The following is a 15436-nucleotide window of genomic DNA, read 5'->3' as shown; positions in this document are numbered from 1 at the left end:
TTCAATCTGAATTCTTTGAAAGGCATACGGGGGCAAAACACAAAAGGTCGCCTTTCACAAGCGACCTTTTATATTGTTTTTTTAATTTTTTACAGAACTCTTAATCCTGCGCGAGGGCCGGATGCTGAAATGGTAGCCTGCATTCTGCTGTTTTGTTGTTGTGTAAACATAAACAATGTTGTTTCGTCAGAATAATCCATGTAATTCATAAACATTACAGAGCGTGAAACTCCTCCGCAGGTTTCGTATCTCGGATAAGTTGGTACACCGGAGTGTTTTGTAATCTGTTGAGGTGTATCATCTACGAAATCGTTACCACAGTTGGCGTCTCCCCAGATATGTCTTAGATTTAAGTAATGTCCAACCTCGTGTACTGTTACTCTTCCCTGATTATGAGTGGCATCAGGACCACCTTCACCCACATAATCGTCCATCATAACAACACCGTCGTTCCAAAGTCCTGCATCTTCCGGGAAAGTAGCATATCCTAAGACATATCCGGACTGATACGGCATATAATCAACTACCCAGATATTCAGATACTGGTTAGGATCCGTAGAGTCCATTCCTCCTGTAGATGCTTTTTTCATTTTATCATCCGGTGCCCATCTGGAAGTCTTTGTCGACTTTCTGTTAATGCCCGCCAATCTGAATTTAATTTTGGTATCTCCTGCATTTACCGGTTGAAATTCTGCGGGAATCTTGGAAATATCAGAATGTGTAGATGCGAAGGCTTTATTAAGTACATCTATTTGGGAATTTATCCTGGCATCTGATACGTTATTTGATGCTTTTGTGTAAAGGACATTGAAGATGACCGGTATTTCTACGCTTCCGTCAGGCAAAACTTTACCCATTTTTTTCTGCTCGATATAGTTTGCGGTCTGGCTTTCTATCTGAAGCATTCGCTGCATAGCTGCAGGATCTTCAGCAAGGTGTTTTTTTCTGAGAATATCAGAGCCGCAGAAGGCCTCTTTGCCGGCTGTGATATTGGTTTCTTCCACGTTTGTGTTCCCTGGAGTAATGTTTTCTGTTTCATTATTATTACATGAAACCAGGAGTGTGATTAAGACTCCGAAAATTGTTTTTTTCATAAAATCTCGTTTTTTAGTAAAACGAATATAGGTGAAATTTTAATATGATATATTTAATTAATCAGTTATTATTTTATGTTAAATTTAATTTATTTTTATTTTGTATGAAATATTTACATTATTAATATTGTTTTTTAATAAATATGCTACAGATTAGATTTTTTAATAGGGATATTTTTTCTAAAAATTTGAAATTAAATGTAAATTATTATTTATTGAAAATAAATTGCTTAAAAAGATGTTGGTATAAAAAATAAGTGCTGCAGATTATTCTACAGCACTTACTTACAAAAATAATGTATATGAAAAAAACTATTTTATTATTCAGTAGGTCGGAAAACCAAACCTGTTTCTACAAAGTAATCCAGCGTAATTCTATCTCCATCATTTACATTTCCTGCAAGAATCTCTTTAGAAAGTTTGTTTAAAACTTCCTGCTGAATTACTCTCTTCAGTGGTCTTGCTCCGAAGGCAGGATCATATCCTTTGTCCATCAGATAATCTACTGCGTCCTGAGTGAAAGTCATAATAATGTTTCGTTTAGATAACATTTCATTAAACCCTCTCAGCTGATACTGAACAATTTTTCCGATTTCTTTTTTTCTTAAAGGCTGGAAGAGTACAATTTCATCAATTCTGTTCAGGAATTCCGGACGGAGCGTTTGTTTCAGCAGATCGAATACTTCGTCTTTTGTTTTATCCACAATTTCATCCTGATTTTCCTCCGTAAGATTCTCAAAATTCTCCTGAATCAGATGTGATCCTAAATTCGAGGTCATGATGATGATGGAATTCTTGAAATTCACTACACGGCCTTTATTATCCGTCAGACGTCCGTCATCCAAAACCTGAAGTAATGTATTGAAGACATCAGGATGTGCTTTTTCAATCTCGTCTAAAAGCACTACGGAGTAAGGTCTTCTTCTAACCGCTTCAGTCAATTGTCCGCCTTCATCATATCCCACATATCCAGGAGGCGCTCCTACTAATCTGGAAACACTGTGACGTTCCTGATATTCACTCATATCAATTCTGGTCATATTGTTCTCATCATCAAATAAGAACTCTGCCAGTGCTTTTGCCAGCTCCGTTTTACCGACTCCGGTAGTTCCAAGGAATAAGAAAGATCCGATAGGCTTTTTATCATCGCTCAATCCGGCTCTGTTTCTTCTGATCGCATCTGCAACCGCCTGAATCGCTTCATCCTGTCCCACAACTCTATGATGCAGTTCGGCCTCAAGATTCAATAACTTATCTCTTTCTGATTGCAGCAATTTAGTTACAGGAATACCTGTCCATTTAGCAATCACTTCAGAGATGTTTTCAGCAGTCACTTCTTCTTTGATCAGTTCATTCTGATGATTCTGCATTTCGAGTTCAACCTTGGCAAGCTCTTCTTCCTTTTCACGAAGTTTTCCGTATTGGATCTCCGCTACTTTAGCATAATCTCCTGTTCTTGAAGCTCTTTCAGCTTCTAATTTCAGAGACTCAATATCTTTTTTGATCTGGGTAAGATCTTCACTTTTCTGTTTTTCTTTCAGCCATTTGGCATTGATCTCATTTCTCTGTTCGGATATTTTTGCAATATCTTCCTTAAGGTGATCAATCTTGGTCTGGTTGCCTTCTCTTGAAATAGCAGCAAGCTCAATTTCCATCTGCATGAGTTTTCTGTCCAGAACGTCCAGTTCTTCCGGTTTGGAATTGATTTCCATTCTCAGCTTTGCAGAAGCTTCGTCAATAAGGTCAATGGCTTTATCCGGTAAAAAACGGTCTGAAATATATCTTTGAGACATTTCCACAGCGGCAATAATTGCCTCATCTTTGATTCTTACTTTGTGGTGAGCTTCGTATTTATCTTTAATACCACGAAGGATAGAAATTGCAGATTCAGTATCCGGTTCTTCCACCATTACCTTCTGGAAACGTCTTTCCAACGCTTTATCTTTTTCAAAATACTTTTGGTATTCGTTCAATGTAGTGGCACCAATGGCTCTTAATTCTCCCCTTGCTAAAGCAGGTTTCAGAATGTTGGCTGCATCCATTGCTCCTTCACCACCTCCGGCTCCTACCAAAGTGTGGATCTCATCAATGAAAAGAATAATCTGTCCATCAGACTTGATTACCTCATTCACTACAGATTTCAGTCGCTCTTCAAATTCACCTTTGTATTTTGCCCCGGCGATCAAAGCTCCCATGTCTAATGAATAGAGAGTTTTATCCATCAGGTTTTCAGGGACGTCGCCACTGATAATTCTGTGGGCAATTCCTTCAGCAATTGCGGTTTTACCTACTCCCGGTTCCCCGATAAGGATAGGGTTGTTTTTTGTTCTTCTGGAAAGAATTTGCAAAACTCTCCTGATTTCTTCATCACGTCCGATGACAGGGTCCAGCTTACCTTCTGCTGCTAATTCATTAAAGTTTTTAGCATATTTATTTAAAGACTGATACGTTTCTTCTGAACTTGCAGAAGTAGCTTTACTTCCTTTTCTTAATTCTTTAATTGCGCCTTCCAGCAGATTTTTGGTTACACCCATATCTTTCAGCATTTTGGAAACTTCAGAAGAGGTGTCCAAAAGAGATAGCCATAAGTGTTCAATCGTTACATATTCGTCACCCATCTTCTTAGCGATATTTGGTGCGTCCAGCAATACTTTGTTGGCAGATTGTGAAAGATAAATATTTCCTCCCTGAACTTTAGGAAGCTTTTCTAAATTTTCACGGTTGCGCTCTCTTACTAATGCTGCATCTGCTTCAGATTTTTTTAATAAGAAAGGCGAAATATTTTCATCTACCTGAAAAATTCCTTCAAGAAGATGTTGAGGTTCAATACTTTGGTTGCCAAACTCCATCGCAACCTGTTGTGCTGCCTGGATGGCTTCCTGTGATTTTACAGTATATTGGTTTAAGTTCATATTTTATATATTTTTGGTAATGATTCGTTTTAAGTTTAGTTTTTAAAAAACATCAAGAAACCAAATTCTAAGGCTCAGTTTCTTAATGCCATCAATTATTTAATCATTTATTCGATGACTGTATCGCAAAAACTGTTCAATTATTAAATTTACAAAAAAAATGGACAAATTTTCCGGATATTATATTTTTAACGGAAATTTAACTTGACAAATTTTCCGGTTTCGTGATTATCTCTTTACAATTGATGAACAAATCGTCATAGCAGATAAATAACTCAACGATTAAACTGAAGATGAAGACTTTTTTCTTTTTATGATCAAAAAAACGACAGTTTAAATCAGAATAATTACTTTTGCATTTTACCAGATGGAACTCAAAGAAAAACAGAGAAAAATACTCAACGTAGCAGTAGAACTTTTCAAAGAGAAAGGGTATATGGGAAGCTCAGTACGAGACCTGGCTACAAAACTTAATATCAAAGCTGCATCACTGTATGCACATATCCGTTCAAAGGAAGAAATTCTGGAATGGATTTGCTTTGGCATTGCTCAGGAGTTTTTCGATGAACTTCAGGAAGTAAAAAATACCAATATCGCTCCCAGAGAAAAACTGAATCTCTTATTAGATAAACACTTATCTGTTGTTCTTAAAAATCGTGATGTTACCCATATCTATTCCAATGAATGGAAACATCTTGAGGAAAGGCTTCCCGAATTTGTAGAATTAAGGAAAAACTACCAGCAGGAAGTAGAACAACTGATTTCTGAGATCTACAAAGCAGAAAACTGGGAACTGAAATCACCATCATTTACCACCAGATTTATCCTTCATACTTTAAATAATTCCTATTTCTGGTTCAAAAGAAGCAGCGATTCTACGGATGAAATTACCGAGGAAATTAGAGAGAAAATTCTTTTCGGCCTGCTTGGAAACCAGAAGAAATAAGCACGCCGTTTGTCATTGACTACATCAAATCTTCGATTTCTGACGAAGGAAGAATCTCATAGTTATGTTATTTAATTATGTATTTAATAAGAGATTCTTCGCTACACTTCGTTCCGCTCAGAATGACATTGGACATAATTTTAAGCACTTTTCTTATTTAGAACCATTCAAAATATGACAAAAGTCATAAAAATTTTGCCAGCTTCCGAAATCTTTTTAAATTTACACCTAACAAATGTTAGTTAGTTTTATGGATTTTTCAGTTGAATATCTGGAGCTGGGTCAGTTGAGACAGCTTCAATCCGACCGGTTGATTAGCCTGATCAGCTATTTGGGAGAGAAGTCGGAATTTTATAAAAAGAAATTTGATGAACTTCAAATATCCCCTCAGGATATAAGGTCGATTGAGGATATCACTAAACTTCCTATTACTTACAAGCAGGATTTAAGAGATAACTATCCGTTCGGATTATTTACGGTTCCTAAAAATGAGCTTCAGCGGATTCACTGCTCAAGCGGAACGACAGGAAAACCGACTGTGGTAGGATATACAAAAGAAGATGTAGAGCTTTTCAGTGAAGTGGTGGCAAGATCACTGAATGCTGCTGGTGCTAAACCGGGAATGCAGTTACATAATGCTTATGGTTATGGGATTTTTACAGGAGGATTAGGTCTTCATTACGGAGCCGAAATGCTGGGAATGAGTGTTCTTCCCATTTCAGGGGGAATGACGGCAAGACAGGTAGATCTTATTGTAGATTTTAAACCGGAAGTGATCTGCTGTTCTCCTTCATATGCTTTAACGATTGCAGATGAATTTGCAAAAAGAGGAATATCAGCAGATGAAATCAGTCTTAAATACGCTGTGCTGGGTTCAGAGCCATGGACGGAGATTATCAGAGGACACATTGAAGAAAGATTAGGCGTTCATGCAACCAATATCTATGGATTAAGCGAAATTATCGGTCCCGGAGTTTCCATGGAGGATTTCGAAGAGAAGGGAGGAGCTTATATCTGGGAAGATCATTTTTATCCCGAGATTTTGGATCCTGTTACCAAACAGCCGGTTCCTTTTGGAGAAGAAGGGGTTTTAGTGATTACTACTTTAACTAAAAAAGCAATGCCGCTTTTACGTTACTGGACGAATGACATTACAAGTCTTTACTACGATGAAAATGCCAAAAGAACAATGGTGAAAATGAAACCTATCGTAGGAAGAGCAGATGATATGCTGATCGTAAGAGGAGTAAACGTATACCCAAGCCAGATTGAAGATGCTTTTTCTTATGTAAAAGGAGTGGTTCCCAATTACTATTTAACACCTGTAGAGAAAGAACACATGTGTATTGCTTTGGATATTGATGTTGAAATAGATGATGAATTGGTAAAATCTCAAAAAATAGAATCAAATACCAATGATTATTTTAATTTTGTCGGCAACTTTGGGAAAAACATAGAAAACGAAATAAAAAAGAGAGTAGGAATCACTACGAAAGTAAAAGTTCATGCTCAGGACAGCCTGCCAAAGTGCGAAGGTGGAAAAATTAATAGAATACTAAAAAAATAATGAATTCATTTTATAAACTTAAAACAGTTAAAGTTCAGAAAGATACTTCCGAAGCAGTGAATGTGGCGGTAGAAATTCCTGAAGAACTGAAAGATAAGTTCAGGTTCAAGCAGGGACAATATCTGAATTTCCGAATGATGATCAACGGAAATGAAGAAAGACGTTCTTACTCTATCTGTAATGCTCCAAGTGAAAAAGGCAACACGCTGGAAGTATTGGTGAAATTGCTGGAAGGCGGAAAGGTGTCAGGGTATTTCAATGAACATCTTCACATGGATGAAGTGCTGGAAGTAATGCCTCCGATGGGTGGTTTCAATACTTCATATCACCCAAGCAATGTAAAAACTTACGTTGGCCTGGCTGCAGGAAGCGGAATTACGCCTGTATTATCCAATATTAAAGAAAGTCTTTATCAGGAACCTAACAGTAATGCTTATCTGTTTTACAGCAACAGAAGCATGAATCATGTTTTAAGAAAAGCAGAGATTGATAAACTTGTAGAGCACTTCAACGGAAGACTTAAAGTGATTTACCTCGTAAGCCGTGAGAAACACGAGGACCCTATTTTTGAAGGAAGAATTTCGTCAGAAAAATTAGAGCAGCTGTTTGAAAGATATACAGATATTGATGTAAAAGAAGCTACTTATTTTATTTGCGGCCCTTCAGAAATGATTAAAGGGATTGCGGACTATCTGAAAAAAGATAAAAAAGTACCTGCTATCCAGGTATTATTTGAATATTTCACCGCTCCGGATGAAGAAAATACGGAGGAAATGAGTGATGAATTCAAAGCCATTGCCAATATTGAAAGTATGGTAACGGTAATCATTGATGACGATGAATATTCGTTCCACCTTAATTCTAAAAAAGAGAGTATCTTAGATAAAGCATTGAAAGACAATCTTCCTGTACCTTTTGCATGTAAAGGAGGTGTTTGTTGTACGTGTAAAGCACAAGTTCTGGAAGGAGAAGTTTTCATGGAGAAAAACTATGCGCTTACCGAAGAAGAAGTAGCCAGAGGCTATGTTCTTACCTGCCAATGTCACCCGACAACGAATGTGGTGATGCTTAATTATGATGTTTAAAAATTAATGTAACAATATAACAATGTATCAATATAACAATCATTGGTACATTGCTAGACTAATACATTGTTAAATTGAAAAAATTATGGACTTAGAAAAATTTGTTCAATACGTTCACGAAGAAAATAAAGTAGAACCAAAAGATGTAATGCCTGATGATTACAGAAAGCTACTGGTTCGTCAGATTTCACAGCACGCGCATTCTGAAATTGTAGGAATGTTGCCGGAAGCCAACTGGATCTCCAGAGCGCCTTCATTGAGAAGAAAAATGGCTCTTTTAGCCAAAGTTCAGGATGAGGCAGGCCACGGCTTATATCTTTATTCTGCTACCGAAACGTTAGGAGACGGAAGCATCAGAGCAGACAGAGATGCTACTTATGATGATATGCTGGAAGGAAAAGCAAAATATTCAAGTATTTTCAACTATCCTACCCTAAGCTGGGCTGATATCGGTGCCATCGGTTGGTTAGTAGACGGTGCGGCTATTATGAACCAGGTAATGCTGATGGGGAATTCTTACGGTCCTTATTCAAGAGCGATGGTGAAAATCTGTAAGGAAGAATCTTTCCACCAAAGACAAGGGTATGAAATTCTTATGGCATTGTGCCGTGGAACAAAACAACAGAAAGAAATGGCTCAGGCTTCATTAAACCGTTTCTGGTGGCCGGCTCTGATGATGTTCGGACCTAATGATGACAGCTCACCCAACTCTAAAATCTCTATGAACTACAGAGTAAAAAGAGAAAGTAATGACAGTCTTCGTCAGAGATTTATCGATGTTACCGTTTCTCAGGCTGAATTCTTAGGATTAACCATTCCTGATAAAGATCTGAAATGGAATGAGGAAAGACAGCATTACGATTTCGGAGAACTTCCCTGGGATGAATTCATGGAAATCTTAAAAGGAAACGGTCCTTGCAACAAAAAGCGTATCGAAACGAAGAGAAAAGCTCAAAGAGAGAATGCTTGGGTAAAAGAAGCTGCGGCGGCTTTTGCAGAAAAACAACAAAAAGAAGTAATATAATAATGTAACAATATACCAATGTAGAAATGTAACAATCATTGTCATGCTGAGCTTGTTGAAGCATTTCATTGTTAAACTGGTACATTGATACATTGTTAAATTAATTTGATTATGGCAAATTTAGATATGTGGGAAGTGTTTATTCAGACTAAACCGGGATTATCTCACAAACACGTTGGAATTGTACAGGCACCAACAGCAGAAATGGCTTTGCAGAACGCAAGAGACGTTTATACAAGAAGAAAAGAAGGAACCTCTGTTTGGGTTGTTCCAAGTAAATATATTGTGACTTCGGAAGGAGTAGATAAAGAAGCATTCTTTGATCCGGCTGATGATAAACTATACCGTCATCCAACTTTCTACGAGATTCCTAACGACGTAAAAAATATGTAAAAATGCTAATGGCTATTAGCTGCTTGCAATTTGCTAAAAGCTACATGCCAAAAGCCAAAAGCTAAAATAATGAACCCATTATATAATTATTTATTAAAACTTGCAGACGACAGTTTCATTATGGGACAGCGTCTGTCTGAATGGTGCGGTGAAGGTCCTTACTTAGAGGAAGATATTGCATTGACAAATATTGCGTTGGATGAACTAGGTCAGGCGAATAACTTTTACGTTTACGCTTCGAGAATGATTGATAACGGTAAAAGTGAAGATGATATCGCATTTTTAAGATATGAGCATGAATATGTGAATGCCCATTGGGTAGAACTTCCTAATGAAGATTATGCACAGACTATTCTTAAAGTATACGTATTATCTGTCTATCAGAAACTGATGTATGAGGCTTTATCAAACTCTGCTAATGAAGAATTGGCTGCCATTGCTCAAAAATCACTGAAAGAAGTAAGATATCACTATACACACGCTGCATCCTGGATGAAAATCTTTGCTCAGGGAACAGAAGAAAGTAAGTCCCGTCTGGTAAAAGCTATAGAAAATATCTGGGAATATACGAAAGGTCTTTTTGCTAAAACAGAAGGTGAAGATGATCTTGTTGCCTTGAATATTGCTCCCAATTCAGATGCGCTTTACGAAGAATTTCTTGCGATTACCAAGAAAGATTTTGCAGATTTTGGTTTAGAATATCCGGAAAATCATTTCATGCAGCCCAAATCAAGAACAGGATATCATACAGAGTATTTCGGATATATCCTTTGTGAGCTTCAGTATATGCAGAGAGCGTATCCTGGCTGTACGTGGTAGTAAATTATGAAGAAGTTGCTTCTTGGGATATTGGCTTTTTTTCTTGCAGCCTATGTGATACTATGTGTTGGAATCTATTTCTATCAGGAGAAAATTATTTTTTATCCTGAAAAGTTACCCGAAAATTACAAGTTTACATTTGATGGTGATTTTGAAGAAGTACCCATTAAAATGCAGGATGGAAAGCATTTGAGTTCTGTTTTATTCAAAGCTCAAAATCCAAAAGGAGTCATCTTTTATCTTCATGGAAACGGAGGATCAATAAAAAGCTGGGGAGTAGTAGTTCAGCTGTATCAAAGTCTGAATTATGATACTTTGATACTTGATTACCGGGGTTACGGAAAAAGTGAAGATAAAATTAATAATAAAAATCAGATCTTTTCGGATGTTGAAAGTGCCTACAAAGAGCTTTTGAAAAGATATCCGGAAAACAGAATTATTATTTTGGGATATTCTGTAGGAACAGGATTAGCTGCAAAATTAGCATCCATGCATAATGCAGGATTATTGATTTTACAGGCACCATATTACAGTATGGAAGATGAAATGAATCAGAAATTTTCATTCCTTCCGAAGTTTTTGCTGAAATATAATTTTGAGACTTGTGAATATTTAAAAACCGTTAAGTCACCAGTCGTTATTTTTCACGGTGATAAAGATGAGGTTATTAACTATAAAGCCTCTTTAAAACTTAAAAATAACTTTAAAAAAGGTGATCGTCTGATTGTATTAAAAGATCAGTATCACAACGGCATAACAGATAATTTAGATTATCAGAAAGCAATGAAAATAATCCTTGATTCTGATAAAAAATAAAATATGAATCAGCTTTTAGATTTATTAAAAACCATTCCCGATCCGGAAATTCCGGTAATCAATATTGTGGAATTGGGTATTGTAAGAGAAGCGAAAATTACCAGCGAGAACTCTTGTGAAGTAACGATTACGCCAACTTATTCTGCTTGTCCAGCTATGTTTACCATTGAGGAGGATATTATCAAAATGATGAAAGAAAACGGATGGGATGCAAAAGTAGTCACCAAGATGTTTCCGATCTGGACAACAGACTGGATTACTGATGAAGCGAGAGAAAAGCTCCGTGTTTACGGAATCACTCCTCCCGAAAAAGGAGCAGACGAACACCACATCGGAAAACCGAAAAAATGTCCGCGCTGTGGTTCCGAGCATACCAAACAGATCAGCAGATTCGGGTCTACTTTGTGTAAGGCCTCGTATCAATGCTTAGACTGCCTGGAGCCATTTGATTATTTTAAATGTCATTGATGAATAATCAACCCATACACAACAAATTTTACGGCTATGCAAAGCATAACGAAGGAATTGTTATAATGTTAAATTATTAGACCGTTACATTGATTTATATTGTTAAATTAGTGCGTTGTTAAATAATAAATTAATAAAAACTATGTATACACAACTTGATATTGAAACGCATTTTGACGGAAAGCTGAAAATCGCATATCTTAATCAACCGGAAACGATGAACGCCCTTACAAAACCGGCTTTATCAGATCTTAGAGACTTTGTTAAAGAGTGCAGCGAAGACGAAACGGTAAGATGTGTTGCCATTTCCGGAAGAGGAAGAGCATTCTGCTCAGGTCAGAATCTGGACGAAGCTTTTGTAGTAGGCAAAGAACACCATGATCATGACATCATCAGAAAAATTGTGGTAGACTATTACAATCCATTAGTAATGGAAGTTACCCGTTGCAAAAAACCGGTTATTGCTTTAGTAAACGGTCCTGCAGTAGGAGCTGGAGCAATGTTGGCGTTAATCTCTGACTTCGTTCTAGCGAATGAGAAAGCATATTTTGCTCAGGCATTTTCAAATATCGGTTTGATTCCTGATACAGGAGGAACGTACTTCTTACCGAAACTTCTAGGTAGACAATTAGCCAATTATTTAGCATTTACAGGTAAAAAATTATCTGCAGAAGAATCTAAAGCGCATGGCCTTGTAGCAGAAGTGTTCACTGAAGAAGAATTTGTTCCGAAATCTATGGAAATTCTTGAAAGAATGGCAAACATGCCGACAGCAGCCATCAAGCTTACGAAAAAAGCATTTGCCAATTCTTATAACAACACATTGAAAGAACAGCTTGAACTGGAAGGTGATCTTCAGCAGGAAGCTGCAGAAACAGAAGACTTCATTGAAGGAGTAAATGCCTTTTTACAGAAAAGAAAACCTAATTATAAAGGAAAATAAGAACTAATATAACAATGTACCAATGTAGCAGTTTATCAATGAGATGCTTCGACAAGCTCAGCATGACAATGATTGTTACATTGTTACATTGATACACTGTTACATTATGAAATATGTAGGAATTATCGGTGCCGGAACCATGGGAATCGGCATTGCACAAGTAGCCGCAACGAACGGATGCAAAGTATGGGTTTATGATGCCAACGCAAAACAAGTAGAAACGGCAACGGTAGGTTTGGAAAAAACCTTGACCAAATTGGTTGATAAACAAAAAATTTCGGCAGAGAAAATGACTGAAATTTTAGCTAATATTTCCATTGCTACAGAACTGAAGGATTTCAAAGACTGTGAGCTGATTATAGAAGCCATTATCGAAAACAAAGAGATCAAAACCAAAGTGTTTACAGAACTTGAAAACTATGTTTCTGAAAGCTGTATTCTCAGTTCCAATACCTCATCTATTTCTATCACCTCTCTTGGTGCAGAACTCAAAAAACCGGAGCGTTTCATCGGAATTCACTTTTTTAATCCGGCTCCATTGATGCCTTTAGTGGAAGTTATTCCATCCTTATTAACAGAAAAAACATTAGCAGAAAAAATTTACAACCTCATGAAAGAATGGGGGAAAACTCCTGTTATTGCCAAAGATATTCCCGGGTTTATCGTCAACAGAATTGCCAGACCTTACTATGGGGAAGCCCTTAGGATTGTTGAAGAAAACATTGCAACACCTGAACAGGTTGATGAAGCCATGAAAACGCTGGGGAATTTCAAAATGGGACCTTTCGAACTGATGGATCTTATCGGAGTTGATGTGAATTTTGCGGTAACAACTACTGTGTACAAAGATTATTTCTACGATCCGAAATACAAGCCGTCTTTATTACAGCAAAGAATGTCTGAAGCCAAACTTCACGGCAGAAAAACAGGAAAAGGTTTTTACGATTACAGCGAAGGAGCAGAAAAACCTGTAGCTCGGAAAGACGAAGCTTTATATCAACAGATCTTTTTAAGAATCATTTCAATGCTGATCAATGAAGCTGTTGAAGCCAAAAGATTAGGCGTTGCCAATGACGAAGATATCGAGCTGGCCATGCAGAAAGGCGTCAACTATCCGAAAGGTTTATTAAGCTGGGGTAAAGAAATCGGATATGCAAAAATCTCCGAAACCCTTCAGAATCTTTACGAAGAATATCAGGAAGAAAGATACAGACAAAGTCCCTTGCTTCGTAAATTATAAAATATACCAATGTATCAGTTTATTAATGGAACAATCATTTTATAAACATTGCTAAACTTATAGATTGTTAAATTGCTACATTTAAAAAAATAATGAATATAGATGAATTCAGGGCTGAACTGGAGACCAGACTTTTAATTGAGAAACAGTATTTAACTCAGGAAGCTTCCTCCGTTGATGAGCAGGAAAGACTTGAGCTTTTAGGAAAATTTAATGAGAAATATAAAGAGCTGATCAAAAGACTGGCCAATGAAAACGGGATTGATTTGAATGATTCATATCCCTCTGAAAATTCATCAGATTCAGAAAGTCTTTCATATGAGCAAGTCATTCTGGGCAAAACAATGAGTGTTTACGACAGATTATCCGATGAGCTGTATGAAGAAATAACAAACATATAATTAATAGAAATGAATCCAAGACAAGTTGCAGATTATATGTTCAATCAGGATTATTTTTCCCAGTGGATGAATATTAAAATGATTGAAGTAAAAGAAAATTACTGTTTAATAGAAATGCCAATCAAGAAGGATATGCTGAACGGACTTAAAACAGTTCATGGCGGAGTTACCTTTGCGTTTGCAGACTCTGCGCTGGCATTTTCTTCCAACAATAAAGGAGATGCCGCAGTAGCATTGAACTGTATCATCAATTTTACCAAAGCAGGAAAGGAAGGTGATGTTTTCAGAGCAGAAAGTGTCTTGGTAAATGATACAAGAAAAACCGCTGTTTATGACATTCAGATTACCAATCAAAACAAAGAACTGATTGCAAAATTTGTAGGAACAGTTTACAAAATAGGGAAAAAAGTAACAGAATTATAATAAGCAGTAAGCTTGAAGCAATAGGCAGTAAGCTTTTTTGAAGCTGATAGAGCCTATTGCATATAGCTTAAAGCCTAAAGCAAATAAAAATGAACAACGTATACATCATAGACTATGTCAGAACTCCCATTTCAAAACTGCAGGGAGGATTATCAGAAGTAAGAGCCGATGACCTGGCTGCTATTGTTATTAAAGAAGTAGTAGCAAGAAACCCTGAAGTTCCTGTTGAGGAAATTGAGGATGTTATTTTCGGATGTGCCAATCAGGCGGGTGAGGATAACAGAAACGTTGCCAGAATGGGGCTTTTATTAGCTGGTCTTCCTTACAAAATTGGAGGAGAGACTGTTAACAGATTGTGTGCTTCAGGGATGTCTGCGGTAGCCAATGCATTCCGTTCTATTGCTGCAGGAGAAGGAGAAATCTATATTGCAGGAGGAGTAGAGCATATGACGCGTTCTCCTTATGTGATGTCAAAGCCAAGCGCTGCTTTTGGGAGAGACAGCCAGATGTTTGATACTACTTTCGGTTGGCGTTTCATCAATCCTAAAATGAAAGAACTGTATGGAGTTGACGGAATGGGGGAAACTGCAGAAAACTTAGCAGATATCCACAAGATCAACAGGGAAGATCAGGATAAATTTGCCCTTTGGTCTCAGCAGAAAGCGACAAAAGCTCAGGAAAGCGGAAGACTGGCAGAAGAAATTGTAAAAGTTGAAATTCCTCAGAGAAAAGGTGATCCGATCGTTTTCGAAAAAGATGAATTTATTAAACCAACTTCATCGATGGAAGGGTTGGCCAAACTTCGTCCCGCTTTCAGAAAAGAAGGAACGGTAACTGCCGGAAACGCCTCAGGAATGAATGACGGAGCCGCTGCTTTGATTTTAGCAAGTGAAGAAGCCGTTAAAAAATATGGGTTGAAACCCAAAGCAAAAATTCTGGGATCTTCCGTGGCAGGTGTTGAACCAAGAATTATGGGAATCGGACCGGTAGAAGCCACTCAAAAGCTATTGAAAAGATTAAACCTTTCCCTGGAAGATATGGATATCATCGAATTAAACGAAGCATTTGCAGCACAGGCACTGGCTGTAACCCGAAGCTTAGGTTTAAAAGATGATGATTCAAGAATAAACCCGAACGGAGGTGCTATTGCCATCGGCCACCCACTTGGGGTTTCCGGGGCAAGAATCGTAGGTTCTGCAGCAATGGAGCTTCAGAAGCAGGATAAAAAGTATGCATTGTGTACCCTTTGTATCGGTGTCGGACAAGGATATGCAATGGTCATTGAAAAAGTATAATTAATTTGAA

Annotated in this window: 15 protein-coding genes; 13 read left to right on the top strand and 2 right to left on the bottom strand. The window is 37.3% G+C overall.

Annotated features, from left to right (window positions below; all coding sequences use genetic code 11):
* Positions 1–89: 89 nt before the first annotated feature.
* Positions 90–1094, bottom strand: coding sequence for a zinc metalloprotease (locus AB1278_RS20835; protein WP_343641138.1), 1005 nt, complete (start codon positions 1092–1094; stop codon positions 90–92).
* A 320-nt stretch (positions 1095–1414) separates the two neighbouring features.
* Positions 1415–4006 (bottom strand): ATP-dependent chaperone ClpB, encoded by a 2592-nt coding sequence (gene clpB, locus AB1278_RS20830; RefSeq protein WP_343641140.1) that lies wholly within the window; start codon positions 4004–4006, stop codon positions 1415–1417.
* Between the two features lie 367 nt (positions 4007–4373).
* On the opposite strand from clpB, the gene AB1278_RS20825 reads away from it, so the two are divergent.
* The 13 genes from AB1278_RS20825 (at position 4374) to pcaF (ending at position 15426) form a co-directional block, all read left to right on the top strand.
* Positions 4374–4952, top strand: a complete 579-nt coding sequence (locus AB1278_RS20825; protein ID WP_429816766.1) for a TetR/AcrR family transcriptional regulator — start codon at positions 4374–4376, stop codon at positions 4950–4952.
* 250 nt (positions 4953–5202) lie between these two features.
* Positions 5203–6519, top strand: coding sequence for a phenylacetate--CoA ligase family protein (locus AB1278_RS20820; RefSeq protein WP_202840483.1), 1317 nt, complete (start codon positions 5203–5205; stop codon positions 6517–6519).
* Positions 6519–7604: a 2Fe-2S iron-sulfur cluster-binding protein gene (locus tag AB1278_RS20815; protein WP_202840485.1), complete on the top strand. Its 1086-nt coding sequence runs from the start codon at positions 6519–6521 to the stop codon at positions 7602–7604. The genes AB1278_RS20820 and AB1278_RS20815 overlap by 1 nt, the downstream gene beginning before the upstream one ends.
* A gap of 85 nt (positions 7605–7689) precedes the next feature.
* Positions 7690–8628, top strand: a complete 939-nt coding sequence (gene paaA / locus AB1278_RS20810) for a 1,2-phenylacetyl-CoA epoxidase subunit PaaA (protein ID WP_110010672.1) — start codon at positions 7690–7692, stop codon at positions 8626–8628.
* A 111-nt stretch (positions 8629–8739) separates the two neighbouring features.
* Positions 8740–9021, top strand: a complete 282-nt coding sequence (paaB, locus tag AB1278_RS20805; protein WP_002981782.1) for a 1,2-phenylacetyl-CoA epoxidase subunit PaaB — start codon at positions 8740–8742, stop codon at positions 9019–9021.
* Positions 9022–9090: 69 nt separating this feature from the next.
* Complete coding sequence (paaC, locus tag AB1278_RS20800; protein ID WP_202840487.1) at positions 9091–9840, top strand: 1,2-phenylacetyl-CoA epoxidase subunit PaaC; 750 nt, start codon at positions 9091–9093, stop codon at positions 9838–9840.
* 6 nt (positions 9841–9846) lie between these two features.
* The gene (locus tag AB1278_RS20795; protein ID WP_202840490.1) at positions 9847–10656 is read left to right on the top strand and encodes an alpha/beta hydrolase; all 810 of its coding nucleotides are present in this window, start codon (positions 9847–9849) and stop codon (positions 10654–10656) included.
* 3 nt (positions 10657–10659) lie between these two features.
* Positions 10660–11124 carry a 1,2-phenylacetyl-CoA epoxidase subunit PaaD gene (paaD, locus tag AB1278_RS20790; RefSeq protein ID WP_202840492.1) on the top strand — a complete coding sequence of 155 codons (465 nt, stop codon included), beginning with the start codon at positions 10660–10662 and terminating at the stop codon, positions 11122–11124.
* A gap of 142 nt (positions 11125–11266) precedes the next feature.
* Positions 11267–12067, top strand: coding sequence for an enoyl-CoA hydratase/isomerase family protein (locus AB1278_RS20785; RefSeq protein WP_062672201.1), 801 nt, complete (start codon positions 11267–11269; stop codon positions 12065–12067).
* A 106-nt stretch (positions 12068–12173) separates the two neighbouring features.
* Positions 12174–13307 carry a 3-hydroxyacyl-CoA dehydrogenase NAD-binding domain-containing protein gene (locus tag AB1278_RS20780; RefSeq protein WP_137905310.1) on the top strand — a complete coding sequence of 378 codons (1134 nt, stop codon included), beginning with the start codon at positions 12174–12176 and terminating at the stop codon, positions 13305–13307.
* Between the two features lie 92 nt (positions 13308–13399).
* Entirely contained in the window at positions 13400–13708 is a 309-nt protein-coding gene (locus tag AB1278_RS20775; protein ID WP_202840494.1) for a hypothetical protein, read from the top strand.
* Positions 13709–13717: 9 nt separating this feature from the next.
* The gene (locus AB1278_RS20770; protein ID WP_202840497.1) at positions 13718–14131 is read left to right on the top strand and encodes a PaaI family thioesterase; all 414 of its coding nucleotides are present in this window, start codon (positions 13718–13720) and stop codon (positions 14129–14131) included.
* Positions 14132–14220: 89 nt separating this feature from the next.
* Positions 14221–15426, top strand: a complete 1206-nt coding sequence (gene pcaF, locus AB1278_RS20765) for a 3-oxoadipyl-CoA thiolase (protein WP_429816756.1) — start codon at positions 14221–14223, stop codon at positions 15424–15426.
* Positions 15427–15436: the final 10 nt, after the last annotated feature.

This window comes from Chryseobacterium sp. NRRL B-14798 (assembly GCF_050470705.1).
GTDB lineage: Bacteria > Bacteroidota > Bacteroidia > Flavobacteriales > Weeksellaceae > Chryseobacterium > Chryseobacterium cupriresistens.
The sequence above is the reverse complement of the archived record's forward strand: the minus strand, read 5'-3'. Positions and strand labels throughout refer to the sequence as shown.